General features: G+C 55.9%; 13 protein-coding genes and 2 pseudogenes. 8 read left to right on the top strand and 7 right to left on the bottom strand.

Annotated elements, in window-relative coordinates; genetic code table 11:
* Positions 1-126: 126 nt before the first annotated feature.
* Positions 127-621: a hypothetical protein gene (locus tag FYJ85_RS13465; protein WP_154419171.1), complete on the bottom strand. Its 495-nt coding sequence runs from the start codon at positions 619-621 to the stop codon at positions 127-129.
* Positions 622-797: 176 nt separating this feature from the next.
* Here FYJ85_RS13465 and FYJ85_RS24450 point away from each other — a divergent pair.
* Both FYJ85_RS24450 and FYJ85_RS24445 read left to right on the top strand, forming a co-directional pair.
* Positions 798-1,126: pseudogene (locus tag FYJ85_RS24450) on the top strand (IS66 family transposase); the annotation flags it as partial.
* Between the two features lie 6 nt (positions 1,127-1,132).
* A complete protein-coding gene (locus FYJ85_RS24445; protein WP_420856486.1) occupies positions 1,133-1,333 on the top strand; it encodes a transposase domain-containing protein in 201 nt (66 codons plus the stop codon).
* Positions 1,334-1,492: 159 nt separating this feature from the next.
* Here the strand turns inward: FYJ85_RS24445 and FYJ85_RS13450 are convergent, their stop codons facing one another.
* From FYJ85_RS13450 to FYJ85_RS13435, 4 genes are read right to left on the bottom strand one after another with little or no spacing between them, the layout of a single operon-like run.
* A complete protein-coding gene (locus FYJ85_RS13450; protein ID WP_154419168.1) occupies positions 1,493-2,014 on the bottom strand; it encodes a hypothetical protein in 522 nt (173 codons plus the stop codon).
* Positions 2,014-2,808, bottom strand: coding sequence for a dihydrodipicolinate synthase family protein (locus tag FYJ85_RS13445; RefSeq protein WP_206213178.1), 795 nt, complete (start codon positions 2,806-2,808; stop codon positions 2,014-2,016). The genes FYJ85_RS13450 and FYJ85_RS13445 overlap by 1 nt, the downstream gene beginning before the upstream one ends.
* A complete protein-coding gene (locus FYJ85_RS13440; protein WP_154419166.1) occupies positions 2,805-3,980 on the bottom strand; it encodes a mandelate racemase/muconate lactonizing enzyme family protein in 1,176 nt (391 codons plus the stop codon). The genes FYJ85_RS13445 and FYJ85_RS13440 overlap by 4 nt, the downstream gene beginning before the upstream one ends.
* 9 nt (positions 3,981-3,989) lie before the next feature.
* Positions 3,990-4,745: an SDR family NAD(P)-dependent oxidoreductase gene (locus FYJ85_RS13435; protein ID WP_154419165.1), complete on the bottom strand. Its 756-nt coding sequence runs from the start codon at positions 4,743-4,745 to the stop codon at positions 3,990-3,992.
* Between the two features lie 192 nt (positions 4,746-4,937).
* On the opposite strand from FYJ85_RS13435, the gene FYJ85_RS13430 reads away from it, so the two are divergent.
* The 3 genes and pseudogenes from FYJ85_RS13430 to FYJ85_RS13420 all read left to right on the top strand — a co-directional run.
* Complete coding sequence (locus FYJ85_RS13430; RefSeq protein ID WP_154419164.1) at positions 4,938-5,855, top strand: helix-turn-helix transcriptional regulator; 918 nt, start codon at positions 4,938-4,940, stop codon at positions 5,853-5,855.
* 76 nt (positions 5,856-5,931) lie between these two features.
* On the top strand, positions 5,932-7,365 hold the full coding sequence (locus FYJ85_RS13425; protein ID WP_154419163.1) for a GH39 family glycosyl hydrolase: 1,434 nt from the start codon (positions 5,932-5,934) through the stop codon (positions 7,363-7,365).
* A gap of 105 nt (positions 7,366-7,470) precedes the next feature.
* Positions 7,471-7,923, top strand: a pseudogene (locus FYJ85_RS13420) (IS1380-like element ISVva1 family transposase); the annotation flags it as partial.
* Positions 7,924-8,085: 162 nt separating this feature from the next.
* Here the strand turns inward: FYJ85_RS13420 and FYJ85_RS13415 are convergent.
* On the bottom strand, positions 8,086-8,214 hold the full coding sequence (locus tag FYJ85_RS13415) for a prepilin-type N-terminal cleavage/methylation domain-containing protein (RefSeq protein ID WP_154419162.1): 129 nt from the start codon (positions 8,212-8,214) through the stop codon (positions 8,086-8,088).
* A gap of 237 nt (positions 8,215-8,451) precedes the next feature.
* Here FYJ85_RS13415 and FYJ85_RS13410 point away from each other — a divergent pair, with 237 nt between their 5' ends.
* Positions 8,452-9,516 carry a LacI family DNA-binding transcriptional regulator gene (locus tag FYJ85_RS13410; RefSeq protein ID WP_206213177.1) on the top strand — a complete coding sequence of 355 codons (1,065 nt, stop codon included), beginning with the start codon at positions 8,452-8,454 and terminating at the stop codon, positions 9,514-9,516.
* 35 nt (positions 9,517-9,551) lie between these two features.
* On the opposite strand, the gene FYJ85_RS13405 is transcribed toward FYJ85_RS13410, so the two are convergent.
* Positions 9,552-10,505: a LacI family DNA-binding transcriptional regulator gene (locus tag FYJ85_RS13405; RefSeq protein WP_154419159.1), complete on the bottom strand. Its 954-nt coding sequence runs from the start codon at positions 10,503-10,505 to the stop codon at positions 9,552-9,554.
* 216 nt (positions 10,506-10,721) lie between these two features.
* Here FYJ85_RS13405 and FYJ85_RS13400 point away from each other — a divergent pair, with 216 nt between their 5' ends.
* Positions 10,722-11,444, top strand: a complete 723-nt coding sequence (locus tag FYJ85_RS13400; protein WP_106051158.1) for a type II secretion system protein — start codon at positions 10,722-10,724, stop codon at positions 11,442-11,444.
* 10 nt (positions 11,445-11,454) lie between these two features.
* Positions 11,455-14,784: a hypothetical protein gene (locus FYJ85_RS13395; protein WP_154419157.1), complete on the top strand. Its 3,330-nt coding sequence runs from the start codon at positions 11,455-11,457 to the stop codon at positions 14,782-14,784.
* Positions 14,785-14,809: the final 25 nt, after the last annotated feature.

Raw genomic sequence — 14,809 nt, 5'->3', positions numbered from 1 at the left:
TGGCGAAGAGGCGAATTACCTCCCGTGTTTTGGCTTCAGAAATATGAGAACGAATTATATACTTGTTAATCATATGAATCACAATACTTTACCTTGTTGATTTTACAAGCTTAAAGTGTCATGAACCTAATTAATTATCAAAACTGGCGTAATCATTGAAATTTCCGATATATGTGCTTCAAGATACAATAAAAAACGAGAAATGTACCGATCATAATTTTTGAGCGTTGTTGAAGTCATGGAAAATTTATCTTGTTGGAACTGTTTAAAATCAGCAAGTAGGTAGCCAAATAATTTCAAGGCACTAACCGTGGAAACTTTAGGCTCCATCGGAAAAATTGTTCCTGTTTCGAGAAAATCATTTAACAACTTTATTGACCGAGCATGAGCACGTTCCTGCTTTGTGAGCTTCTCTGATACTGTAATCTCATAGAATTCCCGAAGAAACAGGAAGCCAATATCTGGAGTATATGTAGTAACTTCTTGTTTTTCCATGTACTTTCCAAGATTTTCCCATAGCCGTTGATGCCGTTGGATGGTTACTGGTTTGTAGCCTCTTTCTCTAAGTTTAGTGCTTACCGATACAACAAGCGAATCAAGTTTTGCGTGACAGTTACTCATGATACAGCCTCCTATTATTGGTTTAGGTTAATCAATAATAGAGCCGCAGTAAGTTATTATGGGAAGTTTTTTCGTGAAAATAATTATCTTTCAGTTCAATTTAAATTCAACTTCCCATTTCTGCGAGCTTCCCATTACGCCGGTAATGTCCTTCTTCCCATTACCGGCGACGCTTTCTGCAAGCCGTTGAAAACGGATATGGAAAAGCTGAGCCTCTGTTGAAAATTATACAGGAACTCTACCAAATTGAGCGTGTTGCAAAAGAGCGGGCGGAAAAGAAGGGTACGGAAACCGCACTCTTTCAAGAGCGGAAAAATGCACGTCGGCAGTCGCAGAAGTTCGTCCGGGAATTTTTTGAGCAGTGCCGGGTACTCAAGGAGTCGGAACGGCCGACCTCCCTTGTCGCCCAAGCCGTCTCTTATGCCCTGAATATCGAAAGGAGCTCAAAAAGTTCCTGAAAGATGCCCGGTTAAACATCGACAACAACCCGGCCGAACGCCTCAACCGGGGAATTGCGATCATCCGAAAGAACTGCCTCTTTGCCGGAAACGAAGCCGGTGGGCAGCGTCTCGCAATCCTGTATTCATTCGCCGCAACATGCAAAGCGAACGGCATCTGCTTTCGCAAATGGCTCGAAGACGTTCTGCCGCGTTTGAATTCCACTCCGGCAGGACAGATTGATTCGCTGATCCCCAAGGGAGAAGTAAAATAGTCAATGAGCTCAGGCTCATTATTATGAAGCGGGGAATGCCGTCTGGTGCTCAAACGCCAGACGGCATCATTTTCTCCTAGCTCTAATTTTTTCCAAAGCTCTCCGCGATATCTCCCCTTACCATGGGGCTCACTGGGCATACACTGCGGAACAGTGCATTCACGCAATTGAGCAAATGCGTTGCGGCGCCAATCCTCCATCCAGAATATCACTGAAGATGAAATTAACATAACAATTTCTTCCTCTTCTGCAGTTTATGTAAAACTCGCCTCGAATGACGATTCCGGCATTGTTGTCCGGCAGATTAAAAATCTTCGATAACGTCCGGGAAATATGTGCAAAATCCCAGGCGTCCAAACACATTCTACGTTCATAGCGGAGACGGCTCAACGGCAGCGTGCCGGAAAGCCGCAGCGCATCTTTTTCCCATTCCGCCGTCAACGGCAAGGTCCATAACTCCCCGTGATCCGGGAAGCCGTCTTCCGGCGGATCATTCGGCAGAAGTTCATCAAAACCGCCGGCAAAATTGCCGTCGTAATCCAATGAGGGATCAACAGGCAGGCGCCGCGGATCATAACAGACAAACTCGGTTCCGCCTCTGAGTTCGACAAAAGAGACGATTCTGCCGCCGTGTTCCGGATCGACGAGGACCTGCAGCGCTTCATTTTTCAGAGTGAGCATCAGAGAAAACCTTTCGCCGCAACAGCCTTCCGGAAGCCCTCCGGGAAATCTTCGGCAAACCAGGACCGGATCAGGGGAAGAAGCTCCGACTGCACCTGCCTGGCACGGTTTAGATCCCCGGCACGCCAGGCGCGGACGATCTCCATGATTCTGTCCGGCTCAATTCCGCCGGTAGCAACAGTCGCACCGTCGGCGCCCATAACCAGGCTGACCAGCAGAAGCTCCTCCGATCCCGTATAAATTCTGAATTCCGGCCGTTGTGCCTTTATTGTGCTCAGAAGCCCTTCAAAACGGGCGAAATCGCGGGAACTGTCCTTCAACCCGCATATATTGCGGTGGGAAGACAACTGTACGATGGTGTCAAATGACATCGGGGAAGTGAATGCGGGAATATCATAAAGATAAACCGGAAGAACGGAACGATCTGCGACTTCACGCATGAACCGGATGATTCCCGGCTGGCCATGCCGGAAAAACGGCGGCGGGCAGACCGCAACGGCATCGGCGCCGGCTTCCTTATAACGTGCCGCCAGCCCGCAGACAAGTTCCGGGGAACCTGCAATTGCGCCGGCAATCAGAAACATCTTCGACTCCACGGCACGCCGCGCAATCCGGACCGTTTCAACTTTCTGTTCATCGGAAAGGATCGTGAATTCCCCGGTGCTTCCGTTCAGGAAAAGCCCGCTGATGCCGTGACCGGCCATCCACAGGAAATAACGGGTCATACCGGCTTCGTACAGTTCGCCGTTCCGGAGTACGGCAACAGGCGGCACAAGGATCTGAATCTCTCTCATCTGGCTTTCCATAAGGTTTCCCCTTCATATTGGATGGTGACTTCGCGCCCGAAACGTTCAATGGTACTCAGATCAATCTCACAGCCCAGCCCCGGCATATCCGGCAGAAGAATCTCGCCATCGGCATCCGGCATAATCCGTACCTTGGTCAGCCGGCGCGAAGGCGCGGCGCTCTCGACCGGGAACTCACACCAGGAAGAACTCCGCAAACCGGCAAACGGCTGAATCGATGCGGACAGCGCAAGCGAGGTGGTGAAAGTGTGGTTCACATAGGTTATTCCCGTTTTCTCCGCATATTCCGCAACCTTTTTCGCCGAGGAGATACCTCCGATCCGCCCGGTATCAATCTGAATGAACCCCAGTCCACCGAAGTCAATCAGATTGTACGCCATATCCGGATTATGCGCCCCCTCTCCAGCCGCAAGGAGTCTTTCGCAGCCGGGAGTGGCGGCGAGTTCCGCATAGGCTTTCAGCGCTCCCGAAGCAAACGGTTCCTCCAACCAGACGGCACGCGCCTTCCGCAATGCGGAGAGCACCTGGGAGGCGCGCTTCACATCATTTCCCCAGACGGTTCCGGCATCAACCATCAGGGCAAGATCGTCGCCCAGCCCTTCCCGCGCAGCATCGATGTGAGCAATATCCTCCCGGACAGTCCGGGTTCCGAACGGCCCCCAGCCGAATTTTGCAGCGCGAAACCCCGCCTTGCGGGATTGCACGGCTTTTTCATAAGTCATCTGCGGCGTATCGCCGAAAAGCTGTGATGCATATGCCGTCTTCGGGTAAGCCCTGTCGTAGCCCAGCAGCTTCCAGACCGGTTCTCCGTATTTATGTCCGAGCATATCCCACAAGGCAATGTCAATGCCTGAGAGCGTATGATCGGCCTGAAGAAGATCGAAACTGTTCCGCCGGACTTTTTCGGTCAGCATGCAGATATCGGCAGGAGTGTTGATTTCAAAGCCGATGACAGACATTTTCAGCGGTTTACACGCCAAATGGGACATCGGGCAGCACCACGCCGCAATGGAGACCAGCGGCGCGGCTTCACATTCCCCCCATCCGTCACTGCCGTCGTCCATGATCACATGCACCAACAGAGCATCCTGGCTGCCGTCGCCGATATCGCGGATGTGATCATCCGCCAGGTAATGGAATTCCACTTTCTCAATTTTCATGTTTCCGCCTCAAAAAGTTATAGTTAATCCGCCGTCGACGATCAGAGTCTGTCCGGTGATGTATGTGGCATCGGGACCGCAGAGAAAGTACAGCACCCCCGCAATCTCCTCCGGTTTTCCCGCGCGGCGGAGCGGTAAATGCCGTCCTTCGATATAATCGCTTCGAAACCAGTCGGTTTCGAGTTCCGAACTTCCGGAAGCGGAGCTCATCGGCGTATCGACAAATCCAGGAGCGACCGTGTTGACCAGAATATTCTGCTCCGCAAGTTCAAGCGCCGCACTCCGGCAATACTGGCCGATAGCCGCTTTGGCGGTTGCATACGCGGATGCCATTTTTTCCGCCCGTTCCGCATGAATGGAAGTCACATGAACGATTCTGCCGCCATTGCTCATGAGCGGGACAACCGTTCTGGTCATCAGAATCGCCCCGTTCAGCAGTGTGTCAAACGGCGCCCGCCATGCGGCAAGGTCTGTTCCGACAATCGGTTCGGAAGCGATAACGCCGGCACAGTTCACCAGTGCATCCACCGCGGTAATTCCGGCACAGTGCAGGCACTGAACCAGCTTTCCGGCGGTCTCTTCCCGTGAATAATCGCCGTCCACGGCGATGTGGCGCTCCCGCGCACCGGGCAGTTCTGCCGCGACGGCCTCCAGAACGTTTTTGCGGCGCGCAAGCAGAACAACCCGCCAGTTTTCGGTGGCAAAACGTCTTGCCGCACACAGGCCGATTCCGGAAGAAGCTCCGGTGATGATTACTGTTTTCATGCAGTTCCTCTTCAAATTTTCTCAAAGATACAGAAGGTCCCAGCCGACGCGATTAATATATTTTTCACAGCCCGAAAAACAACCGCTGCCGATGTGCATTTTCCAACCTTTTATTGTGGACAAAACAAATATTATCTTGCATTTCCCCGCCCGCGCTTATATATTCCGGTATTCATTGGAAAGGACACGTTCATGCCGGAAAACATGTTGAAGAAAATGTTGTTTTCTCTCTGTTCGCAAGGTGCGCAGTTCCATCACCCTTCCCTTGCGAAAACAGGACTTCCGCGTGGAGAAGACGCGGCGGTCTCCCTTTCCGAAGACAGCAGCGGATTTGCGGTCAACATTCCGGGAGACCGGCGTTTTCACCCCGATCCCAGAGGGCATCAGCCTTACTATCCGACGGAACGGCACCCCGGCCATGCGGAGATCGTTTTCCCAGTCCATGGAGTTGTGGATTTTCAGATTAACGGCAAGTGGCTCCCCCTGGAGGAAAGCCGGACGCACATACTCCTGCCGAACACTTCGCATACGGAACGGCATTTTCGGGGACTTCCCTATACCTTGCTGTGGCTTACAAGCCTGCCCAGCTCATTGACGCTGCACCGGACAGAATATTCGCCGGATGTCGGTTACAGGCAGTCCGCCTGCAGAGTCGTCATCACACCGCCGACGGCAAGATCGCTCTGGGAGTGCGGGTCACAGCAAAATGTGGATGAGCCGCATTATTTTTCACTGCTTGTCCAGAGTCTGGATTACGCCGTCAGCATGAAACCGACAGAGGCGGGATCTGTCGATTACCGCAATGCCGTTCTGACTCAGATCAAACAGTATCTGGACGAAAATTACAGAACACCGGTCTCTTTGAATGAACTGGCTTATATGGCTCATTTTTCTGTAATCTATTTAAATTCGATATTCCGCCGTCAGTACGGAATTTCCCTGTACAAATACCAGACCCAGCTGCGCATGAAAGAAGCGCTTCGACTGCTGAAAGAAGGCTTGCCGCCCGGTGAAACCGCAAAACGGACCGGTTTTTCCGACCAGAGATATTTCAGCAGAATATTTCGGCGCTACTACAACGTTGCTCCGTCTCAATACCCAAGACACTGATGCACAGACAATCACCTATCCCCCCCCTGCAAACTTGTCTCATAAAATCAAAAATCAAAGGAAAGGACAGTGTTTTATGGAACGTCTGATCAGAACAGGGAAAGTCAGGACTTATTCATCCGCCGAAATCACACATTCCCGCATCGGCATCGGGTTCGAGAAACTCGACCGCGGTATGTTTGATCCGGAAAAGGCCTACGATCAAGTCGCCGCAACAGGAGCCAAATGGGTGCGGATTCAATCCGGCTGGGCAAGAACCGAACAGGAAAAAGGCGTCTATTCTTTTGAATGGCTTGACCGGATTGTGGACAATCTGATCCGACGGGGCATGCAGCCCTGGATCTGTCTCTGCTACGGCAACGGGCTTTACGATGAAGAAGCCGCAAAAATTTTCGGAGCTGTCGGACATCCGCCCCGGACGGAAGAACAATACCGCGCCTGGGACCGGTACATCAAAGCCGTCGTCTCCCGTTACCGGGGCAAAGTGCAGTGGTACGAGGTATGGAACGAACCCGATGGGGTCTGGTGTTGGAAAACCGGCCCCAATGGTACCGATTACGGGCATCTCGTACTGCGCACCGCCAAGGCGATCCGGGCTGCGGATCCGGACGCAAAAGTCATCGGCGGCAGTCAATGCCTGTTCGGTCTGGCGTGGTTGCACGATGTCCTCGCAACAGGAGCGGGAAAGGTCATGGATGCTTTCTCCTATCACAACTACGCGGCAGATGAACGTGGACTGCCTGCTCTTGTGGCGGGAAGCAAGGCATTGCTCCATCAATATAATCCGGCGATAAAACTGATTCAGGGGGAAACCGGTACGCAGTCCCGATCCGGCGGCGCAGGAGCCCTGAATCCCGGCGCATGGACACCGCTTCGCCAGGCCAAATACATGGCACGGCATACCATTACGGATTTCATGAGCGATATTATGTTCAATTCCTACTTCTCCTGTATGGACATGTGCGAGGCTCTTGATGGTATAGTCGGTAACATTTCGACCAGAAAAGATTACGGATATTTTGGAATTCTGGCGGCGGAGTTTGACGAAGACGGCATTGCCAGCGGTAATTTCACCCCCAAAATTTCCTATCGCACATTTCAGGTGTTGTGTTCGGTTTTTCAAGGAAATTTTGAAAAAATCGACCTGCCGTTGAATTTTCGTCCCCATTCAGCTTCTCCCCGTGCGATGTTTCAAAAGGAACCGGAAAGTGCGGAAATGATGTTTGCCGGCTTCCAGAATGCAGGCGGCAAAGCATTCGCTTATTGGAAACCGGTAGACCTTCTGCGTGAAACCTATGCCGGCACCTGTACCATTCATACCTGCATGAAAGACAAAGTCCGACTCGTAGACCTTCTGGATGGTTCCGTTTACGAACTGCCGCAGGAAATGGATGGAATTCATGACAGTACGCTTTACAAAGGATCCCGTGAATTTCTGCATTTGCCGTTGCTGGATTACCCTCTGCTGCTTACATTCGGCGATTTCTGCTCCATTGACCTAAATCCGTGAAATAACAGGTAAAATTAAAGATAAAACAGAGGCAAATCTCTTGGGTTGCAGTATATTACATGAGAATACAACATAACGAATGGACTCAACCCGATAGGAGAAACGATGGCAACGCGGTTTAAAATTACGCAAAGCAGGGAAGATCTGATAGCCACTGGCGGCATCGCCATGGTTGGAGCCTTGCTGAATGACAATCGTGGCTTGGCAAGTGTGGACAAGCTGACAACGGATCGTATCAAAAAAGGCTGGATATCCAACAGTGGAATAATCAAGTCCGTGGTCGGTCTGTTCACGCTTGGGCGCAGTGATTTTGCCGATATTTCCATGTTTCGAGATGAGTTATCATTTCGGCTTGCGTTAGAACTGGAACGTGTTCCGTCTGAAGAGACCTTGCGTCAACGTTTGGATTTGATCGCGAAACTCAATTCCCAGCAGACGCTGTTGGATTACGCCATGCGTGATCTGCTGCGCAAGGTTGAATCGTTCGGAACCGTGAAAATCGGGAAACACAAACTGATTCCACTGGACATCGACGTTGCTGCGCTGTTGAATCCCGACTTATAGCAGATTCGAGAAATACACACCTTCGATACATTCCCATTGGCCGAACAGGTGAACCCATCTCCGCAAAATATTTGACATCTCGGTATAGTTATGCTATTTTGGGTGTTAAGAAATATGTATACCGTAGACCATATTTCTATTGTAATCTATCGTTCCTCATAGAGCCTTGAAAGCAAAAATTGCAGAAAATTGCAAAAAAAATCCCACTTTTGAGGCTACTACAATAGCGATGATCGCGATAACGACCAGCAATTCGATCAGGGTAAACGCTTTGCTTGTTTTCATGGCATCCGTCCTTTCCGGAATTGATTGCGTTTCCGATGGTCCCGAACCGGAATAACAGAAAAAAATTCCAGTTCAGAAACATGTTTCTAGATATATTATACCAAAGTTTGCCCCGAATGTCAATAGGAGAAGGAAAATCTTATTGAAAAATAAACATTCCCATGATAAAGTATGCCCGTGAACAGCCGGAAACACCGGCTTGAACCGGAATCAAGGGGGTGCGGAGCCGAATCTGCCATGAGTGAAAAGAAGAGTTCCATACGGGATGTCGCGCAGCTGGCCGGGGTGTCGATCAGCACGGTTTCGCGCGTGCTCAACGATCCGGAGCGGGCGAAAAGCATCCCGCCGGAGATGCGCGAGCGCGTACGGCAGGCGGTGGAGGCTCTCCGCTACGTCCCGAATTTCAACGCCCGCCGCGTTTTCATGCACCGGGCCGAAGAGATCGGGCTGCTGATCCCCTCCTCGCGGAACCTCGGCATGCCCATCTTCGAGGACCGCCACCTGGCCAAGCTGGTCAGCGGCATTGAAGCGGGGCTTGAGGAGAGCAACTACCGTCTGCTGCTGATTTTCAATGACGAGCGGTTCGTCGAACGGCGCGAGTATCTGTCGCTCATCCAGTCCCAGCACGTCGACGGGCTCATCGTCTGGGGGGCCCAGTCGACCGAGGAATACTGGCGCGAGCCGGTCGCGGCCGGGCTGCCGCTGGTGTTCGCCTGCACGATCCCCGGAGAAGCGGACGCATTCAACCATGTGGTCAACGCGACCCGGCAGGGCGTGGAACAGGTGCTTTCCCTGCTTTACCGGAATGGCCACCGGCATATCGTGTTCATGCCGGAACGGAAGCTCGTAAACTGGCGGGAGTGGAAAAAGGAGCGCTTTCTCTCGCTGGAGATGCAGCAGGCCGTCCGCGAATTCCGGGCTGCTCACCGCGACCTGAATCTGGAGATGTCCCCGTTCTATTTCGACGTCGCGGAAAAACTGCCGCCAGAACTCTTCGGGCGCCCGGATTCACCGACCGCGGTCGCCACCTACAACTACAATATGGCGGAGGAAGTGTACCGGCATCTGACCGCCATCGGCGTCCGGGTGCCGGAAGAGGTTGAACTGATCTCCTGCTACGGCTTCGTCAGCAGCAGGAACTGGATCAGCTCCATCGAAGTCGACGATTTCGAAATGGGTCGGAGAGCAGCCGGCAGTCTCCTGGAATTGATCGAAAACCCCAAGCTCCGGGTGCGGCTCGAAATTCCCGGTACGCTCCGGCTGAACAGGACGACGCGGCCGCTTCCCGGAAATGCACCGTGAAAATTCGGCTCCGTGTCCTCCTCCGCTTCCGCCGGTCAGTCGGAGGGCGCGGGGCCGGTGCTCTCCCGAATCCGCAGTCTGGAGTCGATGCTGGCGTCTTGGGAGAGGACTCCGCCCCGCCAGACGGTTTCGAGCATGTCGAGGGCCGTCTCCATATAGCGCGGATAGTCGATGGCGATCACGGTGTGGCGCGGATACATGTGCATCGCGTTCAGCGTGTCCCCGGCGATCAGTGAAATGTCCTCCGGAAGCCGCTTCCCGGCGAGCTTCAGCAGACGGTCGACCTGAATCGCCGAATCCAGCGCGATGAGCGCGGTGACCGGCTTCGCCAGCAGCATCGCAACCGTGTCGTGCAGCGGCAAATCGTTGTTGTTCCACAACATGGCGCCGGCGCTGTTGTGCAGCCCGTTGCGCGCCATCGCCTCTAGAAAGAAATCGGCGTAGCGCGACTTCGGCTGCGGACTCCAGCGCAGGAAGCCGATCCGGCGATGTCCGAGCCCGACGAGATAATCCACGGCCTCCCCGATGGCCTTTTTCGCATTGCTGGAGATCGAATAGACGTTTTCGAGGTGGTTGGCCCGGTCGTTGCAGCAGATCAGCGGAATGTTCCGGAACTGCGGAAAACAGCGGCTGACCTTGTCGGTGAAATCCAGCGAAATCACGCCGCAGACCTGCCACTCGTTCAATACGGGAAAATCCTCCAGAGCCACGACGACCAGCCGATACCCCCGGCGCCGGGCAGCCTGACGCAATTCGTTGAACATGAGAATAAAATAGTGATCCAGTTCGGGAGACTCCAGCGTGGGCGTCAGCACACCGATCACCCGCTCGCGGGAACGCGGCAGCGCATACCCGAGCTTCTCCGCAGCTTCGCGCACCGCCCGCCGGGCCTCGGCGGAGACCCGCGCCTTGCAGTTGATCGCCCGGGAAGCCGTACCGATCGACACCCCCGCCGAAACGGCGACATCCTGCAGAGTCGGCTTTTTCATCGATTCACCTCAATGAATTGAAATTATCCGGCGGCAAAAGGCAAAATCGCCCTCCCATAAAAAAATTTACATCATTTTTACACTTTTTCAATCCTCTTTCACGCAAATATTCCGCAATTCAATTGCATTTCCATCAGGATTTTGGTATAATTTACACATATGAAAATATGAGTTCCCGAAAAAGCCGAAACCATTTTTCACGGAAGGAATAACGAAATGCGGAAAAAACATGCTTTTACCCTGATCGAACTGCTGGTCGTGATCGCGATCATCGCGATTCTGGCGTCGATGCTGATGCCGGCGCTGAACCAGGCCCGGAACCGGGCGCGGACGATCGACTGCATCAACCGCCTGAAGCAGACCGGCACGATGATCAACTTCTACTGCGACGACAACAACGATTTCATCCCGGCCATCGAAGGGCAGATGATCATTTCCACCGGCGCGGAGAAAACCGGAACCTGGGCCTCTTATCTCTACAACGGCGGCTACACCGGCGGCGGCGGCGCGAACATCTTCGACAAAGCGGCCTACTCGAATCTCTGCTGCCCGCTCCTTGAACGCACCGGCACGTCGGCGGGCGACCACCCGTATGAAACCTACGGGTTGAACGCATGGCTGGCCGGCCAGCCGGTCAGCGGCGTCTGGCCCTGCGCAAAGCGCTCCCGGGCCTGCGCAAAGGTTCCGTCGCAAGGGTGGGTCGTCGAAAACTCCCCCTCCAAAACGCTGCTGGCCGGCGACAGCGTCAACGCCAACACGAAAAGACAGGCCACCTATCTGAACTACTGGGCGGCGGGGCAGGTCCATATGCGCCACTCCGACCAGTCCAACGCGGTCATGCTCGACGGCAGCGCCAGGAGCTATTCGGTCGGCCAGCTCAAGCAGGACTACGCCGGGGATGCTTACGTCACCGCCAACTTCACCGCCATGTCGATCTGATAGGTTATCCATGCTGAAAAAACTGATTCTGACACTCGCCGCGGCCTCGTTCGGCGCCGCGGCGGCTCCCGCCGCGGACGAAATCATCAACCCGGTGATGCGCCTGAACGACAAGGCCCGGATCGACGTCTACAACCGCGAGACCGGAATCGCCGGACAGTTCGACTCCCGCCGGTTCGTCGGAACCGACGACTGGGTGAAAATCGATTTTTCGGACGTTTCCGACCTCGACGCCAATGTCATCGACCGCGCCGCGCCGGCCCCGCTGCTTCGCGCCGGACGCTTCCGGGAGCCGAAAACCGGCGTATTCTGCAACTACACGTTTGCCGTGAAGCCGGCGGGGGAAAACGCCGCGAAACTGCACATCACCGTCACGCCCGAGTCGCCGGAGAAGCTCCGGGAACTCTTCTGGTCAGTCCGGACCAACGCGCCGTTCCTCGGCCGGGAAATCCGGATGACGATCCGCAACGGCCAGGTCCGCTACCGGGATCAGAAGGTTATCCCGGCGGAACAGAACGGCGGCTGGGTCTGGAACAGTCCGGCCGGGCATGCGGTCGAACAGGTTGATATTCCGCTCCGCTTCGGCACCCTTCGGCTCAGCGGCTTTTCGACCGGCGCCATGATCTGCAAATACGGCGACCGGACCGGCAATCTCCGGCTGGCGCTGCCGGTCAGGGACGGCAGAGTCGATGCCGAACTCGATATCGCGTTCCTGCCGTACACGGCAACTCCGCTGGATCTCTCCGCCGCAGCCAACATGGGCTTCGCCGATCCGGTCGAAAACGACAGGCAGGGCGGCTGGACCGACCAGGGGCCGGACAACGATTTCGCCATCATGCCGCTCGGACTGCAGACCTTCGGCAATGTGCCGGTCCGGGTGCTCGATCCGGCGGAGAACGGCGGGAAATCCGTGCTCGCGTTCCGCAACCCGGCCCGGCCGGAGTTCCTCAAAGAAGCCGTGATTCCGGCCGACGGCGGAAAATATGCGTGGCTCTATTTGTTCCACGCCGCCGCCTGGTGCAACCGCAAGGCGGCCGGCTCGATCGAAGTCGCCTACGCCGACGGCACCGCTTCCAATTTCGAAGTCATCGACCGCCGCGACGTCGGCAACTGGTGGGAACCGGCCGGAGCCGTCAACGCCGCAGTCGTGTTTCAGGGGCAGAACCCGAGCTCGGTCATCGGCATGTACCTGAGCCGGTTCCGGCTTGAGCGCAAACCGGTCAGGTCCGTGAAACTGACCAGTGCGGACAATTCGGTCTGGCTGGTGGCCGGCGCGTCGCTGGTCCCTGACGAGGGAATTCCGTTCCCGGCCGTCGAGGACAATCAGGAGCGGCCGCTTGCATTGAATCCCCGAAACTACCGGGAGTTCACCTTCGACAAGAACCCGGTCCGGGGCAGCGCGCTTGACTTCTCGTGGCTGCTCGACGCTCCGGCCGGCAAATACGGCCGGGCCGTCATCAACGGCGAGCACTTTGAGTTCGAGCGGCGTCCCGGACGCCCCGTCCGCTTCCTGGGGGTCAGCATCTGCGAGGAGAGCAACATGCTCGAACACGCCGACAGCATCAAACTGGCAGACCGGATCGCCGCCTGCGGCTACAACGCGGTCCGTTTCCACCATTTCGACGGTTTCCTGGTCAAGCCGGATGCGACCCGGCCGGAGATCGATCCGGCCATGCTCGACCGGATGCACTTTCTGTTCGCCGAACTGAAGAAGCGCGGCATTTACCTGACGCTCGATCTCTACACCATGCGGACCGGCGGCTTCTCCCGTCCATTCAAGGGCATGTTCGAAGTCAAGACCCAGATGATGTTCGATCCGGAGCTCCGGAAGAACCTCGTGGAGTTCGCCCGCAACCTCCTTCTGCCGGTCAATCCCTACACCGGCATGAGCATGAACGACGACCCGGCGCTGGTTTCGATCGGCATCATCAACGAGAATCCGCTGCTGCTGCACCATGACGAATACAAATACCCGAACCGGAATCCGGTTCAGCAGGCCAACATGACCCGCACCTACCGGGCGTGGTGCGAAAAGAACGGCCTGACGCCGCAGGAGCGGCCGCTGGCGCAGGAGTGGCTGCGCTTTCTGCTCGACCAGCAGAGCGCCGTCTTCGACGAGATGAAGAGCGCTCTGCGCGGAATCGGCGTCAAAGCGCCGTTCTCGGATCTCTCCTGCACGTCGATGTACCCGTCCGCCCTGCCCCGCAGCCGGTACGATTATGTGGACAATCACACCTACTTCGACCACCCGACCTTCCCTGGAGACATGTTCCGGATGCCGTTCCAGAACCACAACCGCAGCGTGATCGCCTCCGGTTTCCCGGTGCCGCTGCAGGCCGGGGCGGCGCGGATCTTCGGCAAGCCGTTCATGCTGACGGAATTCAACTTCTGCGTGCCGAACGACAAGCGCTCGGAGGGCGGCCCCGTGATGGGTGCGCTGGCCGCGATGCAGGACTGGAGCGGCATCTTCCGCTTTGAATTCGGCACCTACCTGCGGAGCTGGAAGATCGACCCGACCGGGAACGGCGGCCAACTCGGCGCCTTCGCCACGGCCAACGACCCGATCCTGCAGCTGTCGGACCGGATCACCGCGCTCTTCTACCTGCGCGGCGACGTGAAGCCGCTCTCCACCGAACGGACGCTGACCGTGACGCCGCAGGTCTACCGGATTCCGCAGGCGGCGGATTACGCCAACTGGTTCAGGCGGCAGAATGCCGACATCCCGGAAAACTTCACGAAGCTCGGGCTGCTCCACCGGATCGGAATGCGCGTGGCGGACCGGGTTCCGGCCGGCAGTTTCGACGTCGAAACGCTGCTGAAGGGCGAAACGCTGGTCGACCTGACCAAGCCGGTCGCCTCCCCCGCCGGAGAGTTCACGGCCGACTGCAAAAACGGCACGCTGCAGGTGGTCACCCCGCGCAGCGAAGCGCTGGTCATCCCGTCCGGCGGAAGCCTGAAAGGCGGTCTTCTGGCCGCGAACGGCAGCGAAGTGTTCTCCACCGTCTTCGCCGGAGCGCTGGACGACAAGACTCTGGCGGACAGCCGCCGGGTGCTGATTCTGCACCTGACCGACGTCAAGGCCGCCGGCCAGCGGCTGGCCATGCTCGGCAGCCGGATTCTGATGTACAATCTCGGCAGACCGTCGCCGTACCTGATGCGGCGCGGCAAGGTCGAAATCGAACTCGTCAACCGGGCGCCCGGAACAGTCGTCCTGCGGGCGCTGGATGTAAACGGCAAAACACTCGGAGATGCCCCGTTCACGGAGAAGGCGGGGAAGATCGTTTTTTCCGCCGATCCCGGCGTCACCGGCGCATTCGCCTACGAACTGCTTCGCCGGTAACGGTCCCGGCCCGGTGGGCTTCCCC

This window comes from Victivallis lenta (assembly GCF_009695545.1).
In the GTDB taxonomy this organism is placed as follows: domain Bacteria; phylum Verrucomicrobiota; class Lentisphaeria; order Victivallales; family Victivallaceae; genus Victivallis; species Victivallis lenta.
This window is presented reverse-complemented; position numbering and strand designations above follow the sequence as displayed.